The 22,008-nt window shown below is 40.4% G+C and carries 20 protein-coding genes; 12 read left to right on the plus strand and 8 right to left on the minus strand.

What is annotated here, in order from left to right; all coding sequences use genetic code 11:
* Positions 1-64: 64 nt before the first annotated feature.
* Complete coding sequence (locus tag ACH11B_RS17995; protein ID WP_130857871.1) at positions 65-361, plus strand: hypothetical protein; 297 nt, start codon at positions 65-67, stop codon at positions 359-361.
* Between the two features lie 209 nt (positions 362-570).
* A complete protein-coding gene (locus ACH11B_RS18000) occupies positions 571-1,320 on the plus strand; it encodes a rhomboid family intramembrane serine protease (RefSeq protein ID WP_377609183.1) in 750 nt (249 codons plus the stop codon).
* Here ACH11B_RS18000 and ACH11B_RS18005 read toward each other — a convergent pair.
* The 3 genes from ACH11B_RS18005 to ACH11B_RS18015 form a co-directional block, all read right to left on the minus strand.
* Entirely contained in the window at positions 1,304-3,664 is a 2,361-nt protein-coding gene (locus ACH11B_RS18005; protein WP_377609181.1) for a chlorophyllase/cutinase-like alpha/beta fold protein, read from the minus strand. The genes ACH11B_RS18000 and ACH11B_RS18005 overlap by 17 nt on opposite strands.
* Positions 3,665-3,772: 108 nt before the next feature.
* On the minus strand, positions 3,773-4,579 hold the full coding sequence (locus ACH11B_RS18010) for a helix-turn-helix domain-containing protein (RefSeq protein WP_377609179.1): 807 nt from the start codon (positions 4,577-4,579) through the stop codon (positions 3,773-3,775).
* A 185-nt stretch (positions 4,580-4,764) separates the two neighbouring features.
* Complete coding sequence (locus ACH11B_RS18015) at positions 4,765-5,232, minus strand: hypothetical protein (RefSeq protein WP_013666496.1); 468 nt, start codon at positions 5,230-5,232, stop codon at positions 4,765-4,767.
* A gap of 209 nt (positions 5,233-5,441) precedes the next feature.
* Here ACH11B_RS18015 and ACH11B_RS18020 point away from each other — a divergent pair, with 209 nt between their 5' ends.
* From ACH11B_RS18020 to ACH11B_RS18030, 3 genes are all read left to right on the plus strand, one after another.
* Positions 5,442-6,128, plus strand: a complete 687-nt coding sequence (locus ACH11B_RS18020; RefSeq protein WP_377609177.1) for a Crp/Fnr family transcriptional regulator — start codon at positions 5,442-5,444, stop codon at positions 6,126-6,128.
* Positions 6,129-6,236: 108 nt separating this feature from the next.
* Positions 6,237-8,099, plus strand: a complete 1,863-nt coding sequence (locus ACH11B_RS18025; RefSeq protein ID WP_377609175.1) for a chloride channel protein — start codon at positions 6,237-6,239, stop codon at positions 8,097-8,099.
* Between the two features lie 96 nt (positions 8,100-8,195).
* Positions 8,196-8,972 carry an Fpg/Nei family DNA glycosylase gene (locus ACH11B_RS18030; protein WP_377609173.1) on the plus strand — a complete coding sequence of 259 codons (777 nt, stop codon included), beginning with the start codon at positions 8,196-8,198 and terminating at the stop codon, positions 8,970-8,972.
* A 104-nt stretch (positions 8,973-9,076) separates the two neighbouring features.
* Here ACH11B_RS18030 and ACH11B_RS18035 read toward each other — a convergent pair whose 3' ends face one another.
* From ACH11B_RS18035 to ACH11B_RS18050, 4 genes are all read right to left on the minus strand, one after another.
* Positions 9,077-9,556 (minus strand): nucleoside deaminase, encoded by a 480-nt coding sequence (locus ACH11B_RS18035; RefSeq protein WP_377609171.1) that lies wholly within the window; start codon positions 9,554-9,556, stop codon positions 9,077-9,079.
* A gap of 126 nt (positions 9,557-9,682) precedes the next feature.
* A complete protein-coding gene (locus tag ACH11B_RS18040; RefSeq protein WP_377609169.1) occupies positions 9,683-11,818 on the minus strand; it encodes a glycogen debranching N-terminal domain-containing protein in 2,136 nt (711 codons plus the stop codon).
* A 10-nt stretch (positions 11,819-11,828) separates the two neighbouring features.
* Positions 11,829-12,917: a glycosyltransferase family 4 protein gene (locus ACH11B_RS18045; RefSeq protein WP_149105650.1), complete on the minus strand. Its 1,089-nt coding sequence runs from the start codon at positions 12,915-12,917 to the stop codon at positions 11,829-11,831.
* A 103-nt stretch (positions 12,918-13,020) separates the two neighbouring features.
* Entirely contained in the window at positions 13,021-13,470 is a 450-nt protein-coding gene (locus ACH11B_RS18050; RefSeq protein ID WP_013666503.1) for an Hsp20/alpha crystallin family protein, read from the minus strand.
* Positions 13,471-13,698: 228 nt separating this feature from the next.
* Between ACH11B_RS18050 and ACH11B_RS18055 the strand changes: the two genes are divergently transcribed.
* Positions 13,699-14,148, plus strand: coding sequence for a hypothetical protein (locus ACH11B_RS18055; RefSeq protein WP_377609167.1), 450 nt, complete (start codon positions 13,699-13,701; stop codon positions 14,146-14,148).
* A gap of 86 nt (positions 14,149-14,234) precedes the next feature.
* Here ACH11B_RS18055 and ACH11B_RS18060 read toward each other — a convergent pair whose 3' ends face one another.
* Positions 14,235-14,429: a carbohydrate-binding protein gene (locus tag ACH11B_RS18060; protein ID WP_013666505.1), complete on the minus strand. Its 195-nt coding sequence runs from the start codon at positions 14,427-14,429 to the stop codon at positions 14,235-14,237.
* 290 nt (positions 14,430-14,719) lie between these two features.
* Here ACH11B_RS18060 and bla point away from each other — a divergent pair, with 290 nt between their 5' ends.
* The 6 genes from bla to ACH11B_RS18090 all read left to right on the plus strand — a co-directional run bounded on the left by bla (position 14,720) and on the right by ACH11B_RS18090 (position 21,919).
* Positions 14,720-15,451, plus strand: a complete 732-nt coding sequence (gene bla / locus ACH11B_RS18065; RefSeq protein ID WP_130857860.1) for a subclass B1 metallo-beta-lactamase — start codon at positions 14,720-14,722, stop codon at positions 15,449-15,451.
* Between the two features lie 150 nt (positions 15,452-15,601).
* Complete coding sequence (locus tag ACH11B_RS18070) at positions 15,602-16,342, plus strand: ImuA family protein (RefSeq protein ID WP_377609165.1); 741 nt, start codon at positions 15,602-15,604, stop codon at positions 16,340-16,342.
* Between the two features lies 1 nt (position 16,343).
* Positions 16,344-17,846 (plus strand): DNA polymerase Y family protein, encoded by a 1,503-nt coding sequence (locus ACH11B_RS18075; RefSeq protein WP_130857858.1) that lies wholly within the window; start codon positions 16,344-16,346, stop codon positions 17,844-17,846.
* A 12-nt stretch (positions 17,847-17,858) separates the two neighbouring features.
* Positions 17,859-21,059: an error-prone DNA polymerase gene (locus ACH11B_RS18080; RefSeq protein ID WP_377609163.1), complete on the plus strand. Its 3,201-nt coding sequence runs from the start codon at positions 17,859-17,861 to the stop codon at positions 21,057-21,059.
* A 367-nt stretch (positions 21,060-21,426) separates the two neighbouring features.
* Positions 21,427-21,666, plus strand: a complete 240-nt coding sequence (locus ACH11B_RS18085) for a hypothetical protein (protein ID WP_149105656.1) — start codon at positions 21,427-21,429, stop codon at positions 21,664-21,666.
* 28 nt (positions 21,667-21,694) lie between these two features.
* Complete coding sequence (locus ACH11B_RS18090; RefSeq protein WP_013666510.1) at positions 21,695-21,919, plus strand: dodecin family protein; 225 nt, start codon at positions 21,695-21,697, stop codon at positions 21,917-21,919.
* Positions 21,920-22,008 lie beyond the last annotated feature (89 nt).

Genomic DNA, 22,008 nt, shown 5'->3' on the forward strand with positions numbered 1-22,008 from the left:
TCATGCGGGTAAACAAAACGAATTTCCGGGCTGTTTTCTTTATACATCCGATAATAAACTGTATATGGAGCAAATGAGGATCCCTGAGGAAATGCTAGTTCATTTCAATTATGAAGCGAAAGATGTACCGCAAACGGTGCGGGAACTACGTCCCATCATATTCCAGGACGGAAATGATTTTTGTTGTGTGTTGGGACCTGATATGAAAAAAGGCATTTTTGCATGTGGTTTATCGCCGCAGGAGGCGTTGAAGAATTGGCAACGTAACTTAGACGAACGGATAAAGAACCATTCCGACAATGATGAAGTAGCTAATTATGTTGTAGATGCATTAAAGGCTTCAAACAAAAAGATTTGGTGACGATCTTTTTGAATGGCGGTAATACATAATGAACGCGTTTATAATAATAATAAAGGACATAACTACATGCTATTAATGTTGTATGTAAGATCGGATCTGGAGGCGATATGCACGGAACAATGCAAACAATTATAATAATAGCGGGTTTTTTCTTTGATTTGCAATGTCTTTAAAAAGATTCTCTTAAAGACGGCTAAAAAAAGAAAAAAATGCTTCTTCCAATTGGAGACGATAATCGGGATCGGAAGACGATCCCCTTTGTAAATTATACACTTATCGCTATTAATATATTCGTGTTCGTTTTTTGGCAACATTTCGGTAATAATATTTATTTCACTTTTGCTTATGCAACGATCCCCGCGGAAATATTAACAGGTAGGGATATTATCACTGAGAGTCAACTGATTGCTGACCCCTTTACTGGAGATGTTTTCGAGCTGCCGGGATTACAAAAAACACCTGTACCGGTTTTTTTAACATTGATAACTTCCATGTTTATGCATGGCGGCTGGGCCCACTTGGGAGGGAATATGCTGTATCTCGGTATTTTCGGCGATAACCTGGAAGACCGTATGGGACATATCAACTATTTGCTCTTTTATCTGCTAACAGGAGCATTAGCCGGTTTGAGTCATGTGTTCAGTACTTTTATTCTTGGACAAGATCTACTGATTCCCAGTTTAGGTGCGTCGGGCGCCATTTCCGCTGTATTAGCAGGATATATGGTTTTGTTCCCGCGAAGAAGCGTTTACGTATGGATTTTATTCGTTGTGATCTCCGTGCCGGCTTTTCTGGCGGTGGGACTATGGTTTCTTTTCCAAGTATCAAATGGTCTTGGTGCGCTAGGTGGGCAGCAAGCGGGCGGCGTTGCCTATGCCGCCCATATTGGTGGTTTCCTTTTTGGCTTATTGTTGGTAATGCGATTTGTAAAGAAAAAGAAATTTAGAAAGAGGGTATAAAGCCAATATCATCCAAAGCAATCACACCGGAGGGCGACTGATCAAAAATAAAGGAGATGCTTTGCAGATTATTTAAATCGAATGAAGCGCTGTTTTTTTTCAACCTGCTTAGATCAAAGTAGAAGAAGTCGGGGATCGCTTCGGCATCTTCGTTTGCATTGAGAAAAGCATATTTTGTCAATTTTTTCTGTATCTGCGGTTGTAAAGGGAAACAGTTGCTCAACAAAAAATTAAGCCGATTTCCTGAACGGTCTACCAATTCTATTGTGAAATCAATGGGCGGCATTTCTTCGATATTTTGCTTTTGTTTTTTCTCTTTCCTACTTGCATCCTTTTCTTGTCTTTTCTCTCGGTTACTCTTTTTCCCCTTTGTTAGGTGAAGCGAACTTTCGTCGCTTGTTGTAAGGTTGAAGACAAGCGCCTTATCTTCTGTTGCCAAATGGATGCTGTCATTAAAGTTAAATGTATATCTACCAATTAGCTTCTTGTCATCTTCCAAATTCCACCCTATATAGGCTACACGTGAGAGATGATCTCCCCACATTAGCTTATGTTGTGCTTCTCTCCACACACTTAAATTCGTTGCATTTATATTTACACCAGGTATGGTAGCTGTCGTCAGATTCAAGTCTTCTTCATAGCGTGCCAGGAATATGGACTTGCTTGATTCATACTGGTTAAAATAGATTTGTTCGGGAAGCCAATCACGACCAGATCGGTAGTCCATAAATAAAGGTGTATAGGCTGTCATACCTCTTAGATGTACGTCAAGGAAGGCGCTAATATAAACCTTGGCTATTTGTTCCTGATCTTTTGCCTCCATGACGTTGGTCATGTTAAACTGGTTGATGAAAGGTCGACTAGCGTCATATTTACCCCAGCTTGTATTGAACTGCCCATGGTTGGCATGATGAACATACAGGCCTGCCTTAAAACCTTGATAAGAGGGATTGTATTGAATACGCTTATATGTACTTAGTCCTCCATACGACTGCATATCCATATCGTGTGTTCCCTGTATTACAAGATAGTTGATGTCTTGAAGGGGGGCTAAGATGGATGCAGGTTTGTATTGACCATCTACGGGCGCTATCGCTACATAAGCTTTGATGGAGAAGTTAAAGTCGAACTTCTCATTTGCATTATCTGGAAAGCTGGGTAGACTATTGAACAAGGCGGCATGAGACATCGCTTCACCGCCACGTGAGTGGCCCACTAAGGCGATGTTATTCATATCAACGCGCCGATAAAATGGATTTGATGGATCTTCATTCCATTTTTTCCACAGTTCCAAGTGTTTTAACATTAACCATCCGCGTGTGCCATTTTCTTTTTCCAAACCACCTCGGGGCATATCAGTAAAACTCCCATTCAGAAAATTCTCGTCAACGGATGCAACGATATAGCCTTTGCTGGCAAGTAGTTCGCCTAAGTAATCATAGCCACTTTCTGACCAGTCTTGCGCCAGATGATTTCCATGTACAATCAAAACAAGGGGAGCAGGCCCTTGTAAGTTGTTTGGATACCAGACCATCGCGTTTAATGGAAGTGCCGTTTCATTAAAACCGAAATACCAAGTACGCAATTTACCTGAAATACCGGTCCAAGATTTTAACAAAAAGGATGCGTCTACAGTGGGGGATTTTATGGTAGCATCTTTGCCATATATTGTACGATGTTTATCGTTCCCCGATCCATAGCTTAAAAAGGAAACCTGCCATTTACCTCTCTGCGCTGGATTGGCTGCCTTTATGGTTGGGGGAAGTTTTGCCAGTAACTTGTAATTTTTGATGGACTCGACCCTTCTTCCGGGATATAGAAAAAGAAATAAACCAAGTCCCAAACCAACAAGTCCCAGACCAAAGATCATAATAGCCGGTAATTGCCTTTTTCTTGTATGTTGGCTTTCTTTATGTTGCCTCCAATAAGATAAGGCACCAAAAATCAAGGCAGGGAAAATAATAACGAAGCCGATAACGATCCAATTGTATGGCCAACTCAGTCGATCAAAAAATAAAATAAAGAAAATAACAAAGGCGATGGATTGTCGAAAATAGCGTGGGGTTTTTGCGGCAAGACCTATGGCAAAACTGATGATAACAGCAATGACATAAGATGCGATAACGTAACAAAATAGAGTGAGCAGATAATAACCGAATCCGACAGCCGATAGGAAACCATCAATTGTATTGAAAGCAAAAAAGAGCGATGAGACAAGGAAAATTCCTATCCCGCTGGCTTTGAGCGTTCGATTATTTGGCGTGAAAAATGCAATTGCTTTTTGGAACCAATTGCGGGTTCGTTTCCACCAACTATTAGGATGCTGTTGTATGTTTTGTTCCATTGTTTAAACCAACAAGTAAAAAATTACAAATCGCTTGATATTAAGGTGTAAACGAAGGTACAAAGCTTTTCCAATATAAAATTGTATGAAATTAGCCTCCCGTATTGCTTATAATTTTCTGTATTGATTGGGAGTGAATCCTGTTAGCTTTTTAAAAATTTTCGTGAAATGGGCTTGATCGGAAAAGCCGCAGCGGTAAGCAACTTCAGTAAGTGTGGCGTGCTGCGATTTCAGTAGGATAAGCGCTTTTTCGACTTTGATCTGGCGCAGATATTCACCGGCTGTACAGCCAAAATAACGAGCGAAATACCGAGAAATTGTTACCGGATGTACTTGTAGATAGTGAGCCAATGTATGAAGGGATAATGGCTTATCCCATTCGTCATACAGGATCGATTTAATTTTTTTTGTCCATTCAGGAAAAAGATGTTCCCTTTTGTTGGATTTACCGTTTAGTGTTAAACAAAGCTGTTGAAGCGACAGGGGAGTATCCGCATCATTTAAGTAAATTTCACGCATAATCTGCATGAGGCAAGCGGTATTGATTGATGGCTGCGCTTCGAACATAAATGATTCATCCGGTATCGAGATATCATAATTCTTGAAAAAGTCAGCGGTTAGTTCCATATTAAATATCCGCGTTCCCTGCACATAGTTCAGGTTTTGATGTGGTATTCCGGGATAATAGTACAGACTAGTACCAGCCATTTGTATTTGTGTCCCCTTTTCTCTCAATTCCCTGCTGCCTCCCGACAAAATATGTGAGAAATGTGGGTTACTATGGTAATGCCATTCGGATGACATGCCTGGCTTAAACGTTGTTTCACTTGCTATAATGCCGTCAAATATCAATTGTTTCACTTTTTCACCGACATAAGTGCCTATTTCAAATCGGACGGGAGGACAAGCCAGCATGTGGAATCGGAATTAATGTTTATTATAGTATAGACGGTGAAAGTGCTGTGTTGTTACGCCTAATTAACTTCATTTTATGAATCCTTTCATCTCTGTGCGATTGCAAATATTCATCATCACAACAGATATTCAATGCTTCTTATAAACCTTGAATCTCAGATGGCTAAGTGATAAAATCGTTAATTTTAATTATTCCGGCCAACTACATGATCGTTCTTCATATCCAACAGCTTAATAGCTGATGCTGCAACGATTCCACCTAGGGTGTACCAAGCTACCGTGAGAATTTTACTAACCATACTTTTATTGATTGGTGCGTCGTTTAATCCCAAAGGTTTTGTAAGACCGATTGCTCCAAGTCCAGCGGTTAATCCGTAACCTGCGCCTCTCCAGAACAAGCCCTGTGAATCGCCTTTCCCAATAGCACTGTAATACATGGTATTACTGGCAAGATCGCTTAAAAGCGTAGTTGCATACAATTTTTTTCCGGTTGGAGGTGTTATGCCAACAGTCCGACTGGTTTTCTTGATAGCTTCCTGCCCGACCTTGTCGATTTCCGGCGCTTCTTTAAACAGTTTTTTAGCACTTTCGTGAATGATATTTAAAATAAGGGCTCCTGCTAACCCCCCTAACATGTTAATTGCGAACTTCATATCGTTTTCTCTTTTATCTTCGATGCATTATGACCAGCTACCGTCAACTGATCGCTTATCCCTAAAAGAACAAATGACGATAGATAATGTTGTAAATGCCTTAAATTTCATGCGTGAGAATGATGCTAGCCAAGCAAAATTCATCAATAGCTGCCTATTGGTTGAGTCGACTATTTCTTTATAGGCTTATTCCCTTTACATTTGCAGATATGGATTCAATTAAACGACTATGCGGTGCGTCAACCTGTTTTCTCTGTAATCAAGTTAGCGATGAAATATTTAGAGCGATTAAGGCCAAAGGCACCCAAGGTCAAATAGCTAAAGGCCAAATACTTTTTAAAGAAGGCGATAAAGCTGATACCATTTATTTTATTACAGAAGGTTGTATCAAGACCCATATGAAATGGAGCGAAGATCGGGAATTTATACTCCATTTTAATCGGCCAGGCGAAGTTCTGGGATATCGGGGAATGGGAGGCGACTTGAAATACCCAATTTCCGCAACTGCCCTCCAAAAAAGCTACGTATGTTCGCTTAGCCTCGATTCCTTTGACCGCTTGTTAGATGCCGACTCGGCTTTCGCCAGAAAATTTTTGAACTTTCATATTAATGAATTACGCGACGCCGAAAAAAGAATGCGTGATTTAGCATTAATGGAAGTGAAGGGAAGGGTAGCGAATACGGTTATTACCCTGGAAGCACAATTTGGCTGCGATAGCCTTGGATTTATTGCAATTGAACTAAAGAGGCAAGATTTGGCTTATTATGCAGGAACGGTCTATGAAACCTTCTTCAGAATGCTCAAACAGCTGGAGGAAGAGAATACGCTCGAATTAAATGGAAAGAAAATTAAGATTTTAGATAAGAAGCTATTACAAGCCTATTGTGCCAATTAAACACTATCAGATTGATTCAAAGGTGATTCGGACTGTGATGTAACAAAAATTGATGGAAAGATTTTTTAAAATATGATATAAGTCATATTTTTGCATCAAATTTATAACATGTCAACTAAGAAGTCCGGAATTCCTATTTCCGTTTCCTTGTCATCCACTTTGGAGTCGGAGGCCATTTATCCTCAGCAAGTAAGGAACAAGAAAAGATTAATCATGATATCTTGTTATGCCGTAGCTGTAGGAGCAGCCATCAGTTTAATTGCTCGTTTTTTAGTCTATTTAATCAGTCTAATAACCAACTTATCGTTCTATCAAAACTTATCATTTCATGAGGTTTCTCCTGCCCATAATCAATTGGGAATGATCGTCATCGCTATACCTGCGTTGGGCGGCATTATTGTAGGATTAATGGCTAAATATGGGTCAAAGGCAATTCGAGGTCATGGTATTCCCGAAGCCATGGAGCAAATTCTGACGAATGAGAGCAAGATACGTCCTACTATCACTTACCTAAAGCCAATTTCCTCAGCAATAGCGATAGGAACCGGTGGGCCTTTTGGTGCTGAAGGGCCGATTATTGCTACCGGTGGGGCTTTAGGTTCGACTTTAGGTCAGTTATTACGCATCACGCATACGGAACGGAAAATTTTGCTTTCAGCAGGAGCCGTGGCAGGAATGACAGCCATATTCGGGACACCGATAGCGGCCATTTTTCTAGCGATTGAGTTACTCCTTTTCGAATTTACACCTCGTTCCATTATTCCTGTAGCACTGGCCTGTATAACGGGTGCGGCAGGACATCACTTATTATTCAGCGCCGTTCCTGTGTTTTTCAGCGGTGCCAGCATCGATGTGGTTTCGAACGTATCGATTTTCCTTTATAGTTTAATGGGATTGCTGATCGGTTTTTTGGCAATTTTAGTGACCAAGTCGGTTTATGCGGTTGAAGATTTGTTTGAAAAATTGCCAATACATTGGGTATGGTGGCCTGCAATCGGTGGAATTGCTGTAGGACTGATTGGCTATTTTTTTCCTCGCACACTGGGCGTTGGTTATGAAAATATTACGGATCTCCTTTCGGGTAAGATGCCGCTGTATTTTGTTCTGACGTTGTGTGTTTTTAAATATCTTTCCTGGGTTTTAGCCTTAGGTAGCGGTACGTCAGGCGGGACATTAGCTCCGTTGTTAACGATTGGAGCTGCTTTAGGCGTGCTAATTGCCATGGTCTTTAAACATTTAATGCCCGATTTGGATATTAACCTGGCCCTGGCTGCTCTGATTGGCATGTCAGCCATGTTTGCAGGTGCATCAAGAGCCTTGCTTACTTCTATCTTATTCGCATTGGAAACGACCGGTCATTTTAACGCCCTTATTCCCTTGCTTGCTGCCTGTGTTGCTTCTTATACGGTATCCTATCTATTTATGCGCAATACAATCATGACTGAAAAAATTAGTCGACGCGGTGTTTTAACCCCTGATGAATATGAACCGAATTTATTGGAAATGGTTAATGTTGGCCAAATCATGCAGCAGGTAGCTGTGACCGTGTTGGAGACAGTAAGTATCCTGGAAGCACAAGATTGGTTCAATAAATCGACGGAAAGACCCGATTATTTGATCATTGTTAATGAGGAACAACAATATGTGGGGCTTATCGCTACAAAAGAGCTATATAAATTTACCGGCAATGACAAAACACAAGTAAGTACGCTAATTGAAAAATCGGTTAAGCCCCTTTATACAGATAACAGCCTACGAGCTGCATTGAACGTTATGTTAACAGAAAATAAGCACTGCCTTCCGGTCATCGATAGAAAGCGTGAAATAGCTGGGCTTATTACCTATGATCGATTGCTCAACTCTTTTCAAGAAATATCGGCTAAAAGTGAACGACGGACAATTAACATTTCACTCCGAAGAAGAGGGCTTAAATTTATCGCTAATCGTAGACGACCAAATCATGTTCGATAAGTTGCTTTTCCGATTAAGATTGTAAAAAAATACAACTTTTTGTATTTATAACTGTTCCTAGATACAGTTATCGTTGATTTATAGTAGGGAGGAGTTATGCCGGAATTACCCGATTTAGAGGTTTTTAGTAGAAACCTTACGAGAATCCTTAAGGGGAAAAAACTGGAACGGATACATGTTCATGAGCATAAAAAAGTCAGTGTTCCGGAAAAAGAGCTCAAAGAAGCTTTGGAAAAACGTGAATTAAAGAAAGTATATCGCTTAGGAAAACAACTTTATTTCGATTTCGGAAAAAATACGTTATTATCTCTTCATTTAATGCTTCACGGTAAACTGGTATATACCAACGAAGAAAACCCTAAGTATGCCCTATTATCCTTGAAATTCGAAAAGGCTCAAACGCTCTTCATAACAGACTTTCAAAAGATGGCCCATATTCAGCTAAATCCGAAGCGGACAGCGTCGGTAGATGCTTTGTCGGATGATCTGCATGTTGAACGACTGTATATGATCCTTCAAAACAGCAAGGCAATCATAAAAACACTTCTAATGGATCAACATATAATCGGTGGTATTGGAAATGCCTATGCGGATGAAATTCTTTGGGAGGCAAAGATTGCACCGCAATCTATCGCCAATAAAATACCAAAAGAAAAAGTAAGCGAATTAGTGGAAAGTATTAAAGAAGTTTTATTGCAGGCGGAAAAAATGATATTAAAAGAACACCCCGATATCATAAGCGGTGAAATTCGCGATTTTATGAAGGTTCATCGTGTGAAGGCCAAAGAAGATCCACAAGGTAATCCGATCCGAACGGAAAAGATAGGTGGCAGAACTACTTATTTCACAGATCGCCAACATGTCTACGCCTAACTCAAGTGCATCGATCGATATTGTATAGAGCTGGCAACGCTTACTTAATTAATAACGCTTTTAATATTTTAACACAGTGAACTAGCTGAGGATTAACGAGTAGATTAATAAAGGTCTTTCGTTTCTTTTTGCTCCCAGCTTAAGAAAGGCGCCTGTGATTCGTTAATTTGTCGAAATTCGAAGGGAATTCTTCTTTCTGTTCCTGTTAAATTTATTTCTTCATAAATAAAGGCATCATCAAAGCCAGCTTGTGCTGCTACAAATCTTGTCGCCGCATAGACTACACGCGATGGCCGCGCCCAATAGATCGCGCCTAGGCACATAGGGCATGGTTCACAAGAAGCATAGAGTGTGCAGTCATCCAATTGATATTCACCAAGGTGTTTGCAGGCATCTCGTATAGCTACCATCTCCGCGTGTGCAGTAGGATCTATAGTAGACGTCACTGAATTGCATCCTTTGCCGATTATTTTGCCGTCCTTTACAATGATACACCCAAAAGGCCCTCCTTTGTTCTGTTTAACGCCTGTTACCGCTAAATCAATTGCCTTCTTTAAAAATATTATATCGTCTTTTGAAGCCATCGTTAATCATTACCTCAGCTAATTTACAATTTTTGTACGTCTTTCGATTATACCCTACGAATGCCTTTAGCGAAACGACGTCTAAACCCTCACTATTAATCGAACTAATACCGGATATATCGATCATTATTCCATGCTTACTTCCATTTTCCAATCTTTGGGTTGGTTGCTCCAGTGTATGCTTACGTGCTCGTTGCTTTTATGCCTTAGAACCTCCAAGTTGATTCGTAAACTGTCTACTTGGATACCACTTAGTTTTATCCAGCTTAGAAAGCTCGGCAGGTAAGGTTTATTAAAATGAATAACTTTTTTGTCAGGAATAATTTCTAAACCAAGCAATGATTGTAGCAACAAGAATACCGAAGACACGGACCACGCCTGCGGGGAGCAGGCTACCGGATAAGCCGTTGGCCCTTCACCCTGACGTCTTTCAAAACCACAAAAAAGTTCAGGTAATCGTTGAAGAGGAATAAAGAGCGAAGCGTCAAACAACGCAGTTGTTAATCGGGCTGCTTCAGCAACAAAACCGTATTTTGCAAATCCACTGGCTATCAGCGCTACATCGTGAGGCCAAATAGAGCCATTATGATAAGACATCGGATTGTATCTCGCTTCATTTGCTGCTAATGTGCGGATACCCCAACCAGCAAATAGATCGGGATGGAGTAAGGTTTTTACAAGTTTTGATGCCAAATGTTCATAGGCAATCCCCGTAAACAGCGCATGCCCCGCATTCGAAGTGTTTATCATACATGGTTTTTTGTCGCCATCCAGCGCTAAAGCAAAGCACTGCTTCTCTTCGATCCAAAACTGTTCGTTGAATTTTTTTCTCAAGTCAAGGGCACTCTTTTTCAGTTTTTGTGCAACGGCTGTTTTACCTAAGTCGTAGGCTATATAGGATGCGGATTTCTTGGCAGCATATACATACCCCTGAACTTCACATAAGGCAATAGGGCTTTTGGCCAGTGTACCATCAGCATGTGATATGGCATCAAAGCTATCCTTCCATCCTTGATTAGTCAATCCTTTTTCCGCTTTATGTTGATACTCTACAAAACCATCACCGTCAAAATCACCATAGTTGTCGATCCAATTTAAAGCAGCTTCAATGTGGGGCCATAATTGCTTCATTGTAGAAAGATCGCCTGTGCGCTGATAGTAAGCGCCAGCTAACATAATGAAAAGCGGGGTAGCATCAATTGTTCCGTAATATTTTTTAAAAGGTAATTCGTTTAACGCAACCATTTCGCCATTTCTCATCTCATGCAGTATTTTGCCTGGTTCAGCATCTGAAGCTTTGTCTTCTTGTTCGGCCTGATGTGCGGCAAGAAAGAGCAATACCTCTTTAGACAATTGTGGGGCGAGCCACAATGTCTGCCAAGCGGTGATGATGCCATCCCGTCCGAAAGCTGTATTGTACCAAGGGACACCGGCGTAAGGATATTTACCGTAAGGTGTTTCTGCCATTAAGGAGACTAAATCAGCCTGTGAACGATTCAGCCAATGTGTAAATTGCTCGTTGCTCGTTTCAATAATAGGGAAGTATGCATTTTTATGCTTTAACCTAGGTATCAGTTCGTCTTTTGCCATTTCATAGGCAATTTTCGGTTGCGATGCTCGTCCTGTTTGCTCAAAATGAATGGCGTATTCCAGTTGACCGAGACCTTTGGCTGCTAAGTCGAGTGGAAAATGAAGCAATTGATGCGCTAAATCTGCTTCAAATGGCTGCGAAAAGTATATAATCGCCTTCCGCCTAATATGGTCCAGTCCCTCATAGCTGATCACTAACTGCCCATCCTCACTTTTGGTCAAGGGCATAAGTCGTCCTCTTGCTTTGCGTTTTACACCCCGTACTTCAAAAATATCAGCAAAGTCGCCCTTAATAACTAAAGACAACTTAACAGAACAGGGATGATCCAGATAGTTTTGAATATCCAGTTTTTCATGAAAAACCTCATCTTTTAAAAATTGGCTTCGATGAATATGTAGCGAAGCAGCGGCGACCTTGATACCATTTAAAGATGTAAACCCGGGATTGCTCAAGTCGGTAGACAGTGTCCCGTTCTCTTCGGTAATGCTTGAGCTGAGTAAATCAAGGGGCATTCCGTTAAGTAACAGATGTAAGTGGTTAATGAAGCGTGTATCCCGATTATATATTCCTTGAATTTGGTTGCCGCCGGAATCTATATTGCCCCAACGGTTAAGTATAGCAAAGGTATCGCAATGATTTAAAACGTTAAACTTCTCCTCGTAACTTTCCATAGTTCCAATATTACGCTGTTAATTTGCTGTCTATTGAATCGAATTTTTTTGAATGATGACTTACAGATATACGATGTCTATTACATAATAGTTCGTAATTACGGACATAATCCTGGGCCATTCTATCTGAACTAAAGCGTTCTTCAAACAAACGTCTAATGATTCGTGGATCTAAAGCAGACGCTTTTCCAATGGCATGTGCAGCCTCTTCGACCGAGGAAACAAGATAGCCATTTTTTCCATGCTCAATAATTTCAGGAACAGACCCATGGGCATACGCTATGACCGGAGTGCCGCAAGCCATTGCCTCAATCATAACCATTCCGAAAGGTTCCGGCCAGTCGATCGGGAATAATAACGCTTTGGCTTTTCCAAGGAAATCATTCTTCTCAGATTCCCCGATCTCGCCGATATATTCTACAAAAGGCTTTTGGATCAAATGCTTTATATGATCATGAAAATAGGATAGATCCGCTTTATCGATTTTTGCTGCTATTTTTATTTTGCAGCCCGCTTTTTCTGCAATTTCGATAGCTCTATCAGGCCTTTTCTCCGGCGATATTCTGCCAATGAATGCCACGTAGTCGTCTTTTGTTTCAATTGCTTGATACAAATCTTTGGGAAGACCGTGATACACAGTATCCATCCATGCTGCCTGCGGTAAAGGGTTCCGCTGACTGTTTGAAATGGAGATGATAGCTTGCGTGTCGAATTTATCGTATAGTGGTTTTAACTCAGGTATATCTAAGCGGCCATGTAGTGTCGTAATACAGGGCCTTTGTAAAAGTTGTGAAGCGGGAAAGTGAAGATAATCTGTGTGAAAATGTATAATATCAAATTCATGTGCGCGTTCAATCACTTCTTGTAGCTGTAAGATATGAAAGGCTAAGGGATCGATTACTTTCGGGTTTAAACGCAGTGCTTCTTGCGTATGACTGACAAGTTTCGCACGAGTTACCGAATCACCGGATGCAAATAAAGTGACCTCATGGCCATGATCTACCAGGGCTTCTGTAAGATAGGAGACAACCCGTTCCGTACCGCCATATAGTTTAGGAGGCACAGACTCAAACAATGGGGATACTTGTGCAATCTTCATAGAACATATGAAATTAATAAATTAATAATGACAAGAATGCGTGTGTTTACTCTTTGTAAGAAGTGCAGATATAAGAAAGGCTTGTATTTACAAGCCTTTCTTACTAAGAAATTTCAATAAGGCGAGGTGCTTTTTTCTTTGCTTCCTCTTTTTTTGGAATGGTTAAACGTAACAAACCATTTTCGTATTGAGCACCTATTTTATCTTCATCAACGACGTCTTTGGGTAAAGTAAAACTGCGTTGGAATGACTGATAACTGAACTCCCTTCGGCTGTAGCCGTCCTGCTTATCTTCTTGCTCATGCTTTTTACTTGAAGAAATGGTCAGGGTATTGCCATCAAGCTCTACCTTAAAGTCATCCTTGCTCATGCCGGGAGCTGCCATTTCAACTTCAAAATTGTCATGGGTTTCCCGGATGTTTACCGATGGGATTGTTGTTTGCGTGGATGAATAATTGCTATTGTTCCAGTCAAAGAGATTGCTGGCAAAAAGATCATCAAAAAATGCTGGAAATGATGGAAAATTACTTCCGTTTCTTTTAATCAGTGACATAAATAACCTCCTTTTTTAAATTTAATTATTTATTTACCAAGAAAATGAAACTATTTCTACCTAAAGCTATCAAGTAATATACCAAATCGTTGTATAGGCGATCTTAGGTCAATTTGGCGGCTTTAGGTAGTAAGGCAATTACGTTGAAGGACAATTTGACATGTGGAACGGCTAATATCTGATAATGTTTATGTTGCGTTCATCCGTTCTTATTTATAATTTTATCAAATGGAAAAACTAAACTGGCCAATTATAACGCTTTTTGTAGGAATATGCTCCTGCACAGGATCTGATCATTCGCTCGTACCTATAAAGGGTACTTGGAAATTGCTGTCTGCCACCGTCGTTACAGACAAAGACAGCGTTACGACCGATTATAGCAAAGGGACAAGTATGATAAAAATTATTAACGATTCTCACTTCGCCTTTTTAAGACATGATGAAAATACACCTAAAGATTCGTCCCATCATTTTGACGCCGGCGGTGGTAGATATACGCTGAAAGGAAATGCTTATACCGAATATTTAGACTTTTATGCTAATCGAAATTGGGAGGGGAATACCTTTAATTTTCAAGTTACTATTCTTAATGATACACTCGTGCAGAAAGGAACGGAAAAGGTGGAAAGCGAAGGCATTAATCGTGAGATTATCGAGCGATATGTGCGTGTTCAGTAGAATCTTCCAAACAATTGCAATCACACAGTTAGGAACATTTTAGGCTAATTTGATTCGTATGTCTACACCGTTCTTATCGATCCAACTTATGGTGTTGTTGGTTGTTTCTGCTTAAGTTTAGTGATCAATGTAAGGGATAAATTAGTCTCCTTTGCGATTTCAGCATCGGAAAAGCCGTCTTTTTTCATTCCTCTGGCAATAGCCATTAGTGTTTTGATGAAAGGATGAGCGGGATGTACACTGTTGTTGGTTATAACAGATCCTATTGTTGAACTTACCATAACAAAATCTATTTGGTACGTTTCAAAGGTAAAGCTTTAGGATGAGAAACCTAAAATGGCATTTTGTATTTGTGTTTTTTTTGCGTAAAAATGTATATGTATGTGAAGATGAGTGAAATAACTGTGGAAAAGCAGTCCCTGAATCAATCATTACAATCAACACTTACGGTGATTTTTTAAAGGCTTATCGAATAGATTTGGAGCATAATAATCTATCTTTGTTCTCCTGGGCAATACGCTACATGGGGAATTACAGGTGATATTTAACCATTTTACTAATATAAAGCTGCATGAAACACTGTTTTTTTTACGGATTAGCCTTTCTTTTACTTAGCTGCAAATTGAGCGCGCAAACTGACAAAAGTTACGTCTCCGACGACTTTACCATTAAAAAGGTAAAAGATAATGTTTATGAGCACACCAGTTATTTGTTAACAGACGATTTTGGGAAAGTGCCCTGCAATGGTATGATTGTTTATGATGGAGGAGAGGCCATTGTTTTTGATACACCAACCAATGATTCTATAGCCGACATTTTGATTGATTGGGTTAAAGATAGTTTGGATTGCACAATAGTAGCAGTTATTCCAACCCATTTTCATGATGATTGCTTAGGCGGTCTGGCGGCCTTTCATAAGAATCGAATTCCTTCTTATGCTAGCAATAAAACAATAGCTTTTGCCAAAGCAAAAAACCTGATCATGCCTCAACATGGTTTTCATAAAAAACTCGAACTAAAAGTAGGTGAAAGAAAAATTATTGCTGAATTCAATGGTGAAGGACATACGAAGGATAATATAATAGGTTATTTCCCAAGTCGAAGAGTTATGTTTGGAGGTTGTTTGATTAAAGAAATGAATGCTTCAAAGGGATATCTGGGAGATTCAAACGTGGAGAGCTGGTCTGAAACGGTTATGAAGATTAAACAAAAATATCCTGAAGCAGAGCTAATCATTCCGGGGCACGGAAAATCGGGAGGTCAGGAATTGCTCGATTATACCATAAATTTATTTAAGCAATAGGACGCATTCATCTATTTAAGAATCTTTCAACTTTTAGAACAGCCTTTTAGCTGTTGCAATGGACTCGGATTCCAAATAAAATCAAATTTGGTTTTACTAATAATATTAGTAACTTTGCTAAAGTTTTTGGTTTTATGGTTTAGAATCCTGATGCGTACATTATCAAATAGAGCAGCTATTATTGCCCAATTGCAAAAGGATATCCTTCTTTTAGAAGGGTTCAAGCCGGCATTAGACGAGTCAGGTTTTCATGCCGGGCTTGAACCCATAAAAGAGGCCTTTCCCAACGCTCGTTTTCCCACGGGAGCGATACATGAGTTCATCAGTATGTCCGATGAGCAGGCTGCCGCAACCAGTGGATTTATATGTGGGATTTTAGGAAAACTTATGCAGCAAAGAGGCCTTTGTGTTTGGATTAGCTCTTCACCAACACTTTTCCCTCCGGCATGTAAACTATTCGACATCCTACCTCATCATCTTATATTTATTCACCTGAAGCGAGAACGTGACATTTTATGGGCGATGGAGGAAGCTTTAAAATGTAACCGACTAATTGCTGTTGTAGCAGAACTACAAGAGATTAATCTGGTGGCCTCCAGGCGTTTGCAACTTGCGGTAGAACAAAGTCAGGTCACAGGGTTTGTTTTTCGTCATAAGCCTAAAAATTTAAATAATACAAGTTGCATTTCCCGATGGAGTATTTCTCCGCTGGCTAGTGGGATGGAGGAGGACGGTATACCGGGAATTGGATTTCCCCGTTGGAAGGTCGAGCTGCTTAAAATACGGAACGGACGACCGGGAAGTTGGCAGATGGAATGGAGCGCTAATTCCTTTAAATTAATAACAAAACCGAAATATTCTGTGCATGAGCGATTATTGAAAAGGGGGTGATATGCAACAACGTTTTGTTTTCATATGGCTTAAGTATTTAAAAACAGATTGGTTTAGCATTCACAAACCGGAATTGAGTGGAAAAGCATTTGTGCTAGCAACGCCTCAACGAGGACGTATGGCTATCACAGCTGTTAATCGTGAGGCGATGACACAGGGAATCAAAGTGGGGATGGTAGTGGCAGACGCAAGAGCTATCTGCCCCACTTTACAAGTGTTGGACGACCGGCCTGATTTATCTGAAAAGTTATTGAAAAGCTTGGGTGAATGGTGCCTTCGTTACACGCCTGTAGTTGCTATTGATTCACCTGATGGTTTAGTTTTGGATATTAGTGGTTGTGCACATCTATGGGGAGGTGAGAGTACCTATCTCAAAGCCATTAAGATGAGCTTTAAAAAACAGGGTTATCACACACGGATGGCAATGGCAGACACAATAGGTGCGGCATGGGCCATAGCTCATTTTGGTTGGGAAAATGCAATTATACCTCCCGGGGAGCAGAATACAGCTTTGCTTAGGTTACCTCTTTCAGCCCTTCGTTTATCTTCAGATTTGCTTATTCTCCTTCAAAAGCTTGGACTATATAAAATTGCCGATATTATCCATTTCCCCTCTGCTTCTTTAAGAAGACGCTTTGGAAATGAAATAGGCATTCGTCTTGACCAAGCGTTGGGTCATGCATTAGAAAATGTGCAGGCAATACAGCCTATTCAACCTTATCAGGAGCGTTTACCTTGCTTAGAACCCATTATAAACGTTAGAGGGATTGAGATAGCCTTGAAAAAGCTATTGGACGGATTATGTGATCGCTTGGAGCGAGAGGAAAAAGGATTACGTACCGCATGTTTTATGGGATATCGTGTCGATGGTAAAATCGAAAAAATTGAGATAGAAACTAGTGCAGCCTCTCGTCATAGTCAGCATCTTTTTAAGTTGTTTGAACTTAAAATAGCTACAATGGAGCCTGCGCTTGGCATTGAGTTGTTTACTTTGGAAGCTAAAAAAGTAGAACATCTAGTAGCCGAGCAAGAAGTGTTATGGATAGAACGGGCCGGGGTTGGGCATGTAGAAGTGGCAGAGTTACTTGATAAAATAAAGACTAAGTGGGGTGATCATTGCGTAAAGCGTTATATACCGGAAGCGCATTATTGGCCGGAGCGTTCGTTCAAAACAACAAGTTCCTTACAGGAAATGCCAGGGATGGAATGGAGTCTAATACGGCCACGCCCCATCAGAATACTCACTAAACCGGAAAAGATTGAAGTGACTGCCCCCGTTCCTGATTATCCGCCCATGCTTTTTCGCTATCGAGGAAAAGTACATACTGTTAAAAAGGCTGATGGCCCTGAACGTATCGCTCATGAATGGTGGCTGGAAGACAACGAACATCGGGATTATTATTGTGTTGAAGACGCAGAGGGGCAACGTTATTGGCTCTTTAGGGTTGGACATTATAATGAAGGTAAATTGAACATCTGGTACCTTCATGGTTTCTTCGCTTAAGTGCATAAGCAAATGGCTGATTATACAGAATTACAGGTTACTACAAATTTCAGCTTTTTACGTGGCGCATCGCATCCGGAAGAGCTGATTGAGCAGGCAGCGCTTTATGGTTATAAGACCTTAGCAATTACAGACAGAAATAGTTTGGCAGGTATTGTGCGAGGGCATGTGGCAGCAAAGGCAAAAGGTATACGGATCATTCCGGCTTGTCGGTTGGATTTATTGGATGGTCCGAGCTTATTGGCCTATCCCACCGATATGGCTGCTTACGGCCGTTTGTCAACATTGCTCAGTACAGGCAATTTAAGAGCAGAAAAGGGAGCGTGTCATTTGTGTAAAATGGACGTATATGCATTTAAAGAAGGTATAAAATTCGTCATTGTACCGCCTGATACGTTAAATGATGATCTGAATTTTGAACGGCTATTTATACAAAACGTGGAAGAGTACCGTATAAAATTAGGCAAGGATCTTTATTTGACCATAACCAGATCTTATACAGGTGATGATATGAAAAAAATATATCGCCTTTCTCAACTTGCAAACCGATATGACATTCCCCTGATTGCAACTAATGACGTGTATTATCATAGCCCCGATCGCCGTGAGCTGCAAGATATTTTGACTTGCATACGGGAGAAATGTACTATTTATAACGCAGGATTTCGTTTACACCAGAATGCGGAGCGTCATCTCAAATCCTCGGAAGAAATGGAACGTATTTTTAGGCAATACCCAGATGCTATTTTACGGACTCAGGAAATAGTTGAGGCTTGCCAATTTTCATTGGATACATTAAAATATGTTTATCCGGAAGAAATTACAGAGGAAGGACGTAGCCCACTTGAAGAATTAACCCATCTTGCATGGCTAGGCGCTAAAAAGCGCTATGGTGAAACAATTCCTGACAAGATTAAAAGAAATATAGCGCATGAATTGGGGTTTATTGAAGAGATGAATTATGCTGCTTATTTTTTAACTGTATATGATTTAGTCCGTTATGCGAATAAGCAAGGAATTTTGTGTCAAGGACGTGGTTCAGCTGCTAATTCTACCATTTGTTATTGTTTGGGAATTACGGCAATTAATCCTGAAAAATTCGATTTATTATTCGAACGCTTTATTTCTTCGGCTCGAAATGAGCCTCCGGATATCGATGTCGATTTTGAACATGAACGCAGAGAAGAAATTATACAATATATTTATCGCAAATATGGAAGAGATCGTGCGGCCATTGTGGCTACAGTCACCCAAGTACATGAAAAAGGTGCAATCAGAGACGTTGGTAAGGCCATGGGGCTGTCAGTTGATACCATTAACCGTCTCGCGAAGTCGATTTGGGAATTTACACCTGAATGGTTTGATGAAAGACATATAACCGAATACGGGTTTGATGCCAGGGATCCCCATCTTCGAAAAGTTTTACAGCTTACGCAACAATACGTTGGTTTTCCTCGTCAACTTGGGCAGCATACGGGCGGCTTTGTCATTACCCAGGGAAAACTTTCCCACTTATGTCCAATCTTGAATGCCCGTATGGAAGATCGTACTTGCATCGAATGGAATAAGGACGATATAGAAGCGTTGGGTTTTCTTAAGATCGATGTTCTGGCCTTAGGAATGCTTACCTGTATCCGGAAGGCTTTTAATTTAGTTAAGCAGCACAAAGGTATCGATCTTTCATTGGCGAATATTTCAATTGACGAGAAAAATCCTAAAGTCTATGCGATGATCAGTCGTGCGGATACAATTGGTGTATTTCAGATAGAAAGCCGTGCACAACAATCCATGTTGCCACGTCTCAGACCTGAAAATTTCTATGATTTAGTAATAGAGGTGGCGATTGTACGACCGGGGCCTATCCAGGGAGATATGGTACATCCCTTTTTGCGGCGCCGTAGAGAAGAAGAAGCGGTGGAGTATCCTTCTCCGGCGCTTGAAGAAATTTTAAAAAGAACGTTAGGTGTCCCGCTCTTTCAGGAGCAAGCCATGAAAATAGCCATGGTGGCAGCGGGTTTTACGGCGGCAGAGGCCGATGAATTACGTCGCAGTATGGCTACATTCAAGGCTAAGGGAACTGTCACAAATTTTGAAGAAAAGCTGATCCAAGGTATGGTAAGAAACGGATATACCTTGGATTTTGCTAAGCGGATTTTTAAACAATTGGAAGGCTTTGGAAGCTATGGTTTTCCTGAGAGCCATGCCGCCAGTTTTGCCCTGCTTGTCTATGTTTCTGCCTGGATAAAATGTTACCATCCGGAAGTTTTTGCTTGTGCACTGCTTAATAGCATGCCTATGGGGTTTTATCAACCCGCTCAAATTGTAATAGACGCAGAAAAGCATGGCGTTACTGTATTACCGGTTGATGTGAACTATTCTTATTGGGATAATAGCTTAGAGGAAAAAATAGGCGAGTTTCATGCAATGCGGCTCGGTTTCCGTCAGGTGAAAGGTTTGCGGGAGGATGAAGTCGCTGTTCTAATTGACGCTCGGAAAAAAACGACTTATACTTGTATTCACTCTATATGGAAAATTGGTGTGTTGCAGGTAACTTTGGAGAAACTGGCGGATGCTGATGCCTTTCAGTCGCTTGGCTTGGACCGTCGGCAAGCTTTGTGGCAGATATCGCTGCTGCGTCAAAGGCCAAAGGGATTGTTTATAGATCAAGGTCTTGAATACGAATCTAAAGTACAGATTGAATTGCCAAAAATGACCGCAGGCGAGCATGTATTACAAGACTATGCTTCCATGTCTTTGTCTTTAAAAGCGCATCCTGTAAGTTTTGTGAGGGAAAAACTACGCCTGCTTCATGTGTTGCCGGCTCAAGATTTAGCTGAGAGGAATGATGGTGTTACGGTAAAGGTTGCGGGTTTGGTGTTAGTACGGCAACGCCCGGGAACAGCAAGTGGGATCTGCTTTATAACATTGGAAGACGAGACTGGATGCAGCAACCTAGTGGTCTTTCAAAAATTATTTGAGAAATATAGAAAGGAAATCCTCAGAGCTAAATTACTGATGGTAGAAGGAAAGCTTCAACGCGAGGGCGAGGTGGTACACGTTATTGTAAGACGTTGTTTTGATCTTTCAAGATTTTTGGGTCTACTAACAGCTCATGAAACTAATAAAGAATTGGGCCCCATCCATGATAAAGAAAGTCAAATTCAGAATATTTCACAGAAAAAGATCTTTCCTGAAGGAAGGAATTTTAAATAGAAAAGCCCGGCTTTTGGGGATACCGGACTTTTCATTTTTTAATCAACCTAAACCTACTCTTTTAGAAACAAAGGCTATGCCAAAATTCTTATAGAAAGTCATATGTGAACCATCTTGGTAGCCAGCCCCGTCTACTCTAATATCTTACGGTTTATTTTCCAAGGCGATTACAATAGTAAACATTTTATGCTATTTTTAGGACACCTGCAAAAATTTGCCAAATTATAACGTTTTTTACTTGTTGTCCATAATAGCGCGATACCCTTATCCTCAAATTCAGAACATAATAAAAATCCCTAAATCGGTTAAAAGGAAACATATTTGCTCTAATCAATAGTGATGTATTAATGTGTTAATATATAACCGTATGAAACTGCATAGATTTGATCGATATGCCTTAAAGGAGTGGAGAGATACAGGATATAAGCATGTGCATTTAACTCGGTCAGAAAATGTCGGTTTAACAGAGGGCTCCGAGAAACCTTTTATCTTATTGGAACCTTACTTAGACGACCGCGAAGCAAAGAAGTATGGAAGTGTAGTAGCCCTTACCTCAGCGGAAATAGAACAAATTATCCAAGATGATTCAGGAAAATATTATAAATAGATGTTTAACTATATAAATGGAGTAAGTTATGGCTTTAGTAAAAGTAATAGAAGTGATTGCTTCATCAGAAGTGAGTTTTGATGATGCTATAAAAAATGCAGTGAAAGAAGTCACAAAAACAATAAAAAATGTTGACTCTGTATATGTAAAGGATTTCAAGGTGCATGTGAAGGATGATCAGATAACAACATATGGCGCCGTTTGTAAAGTCTCCTTCAGAATTGACGAGGATAAGAGAAATCAGTCGCAATAAGCATTCATAAAATGGAGGTGTTATGCCAACTATTTGGAAAACTATGTGCAGAAGGGAAACGTCTTCCTTAAAAAATTGTTTACTTCGGT

This window comes from Olivibacter sp. EAT-5, from assembly GCF_044784325.1.
GTDB classification, from domain to species: domain Bacteria; phylum Bacteroidota; class Bacteroidia; order Sphingobacteriales; family Sphingobacteriaceae; genus Olivibacter; species Olivibacter oleidegradans.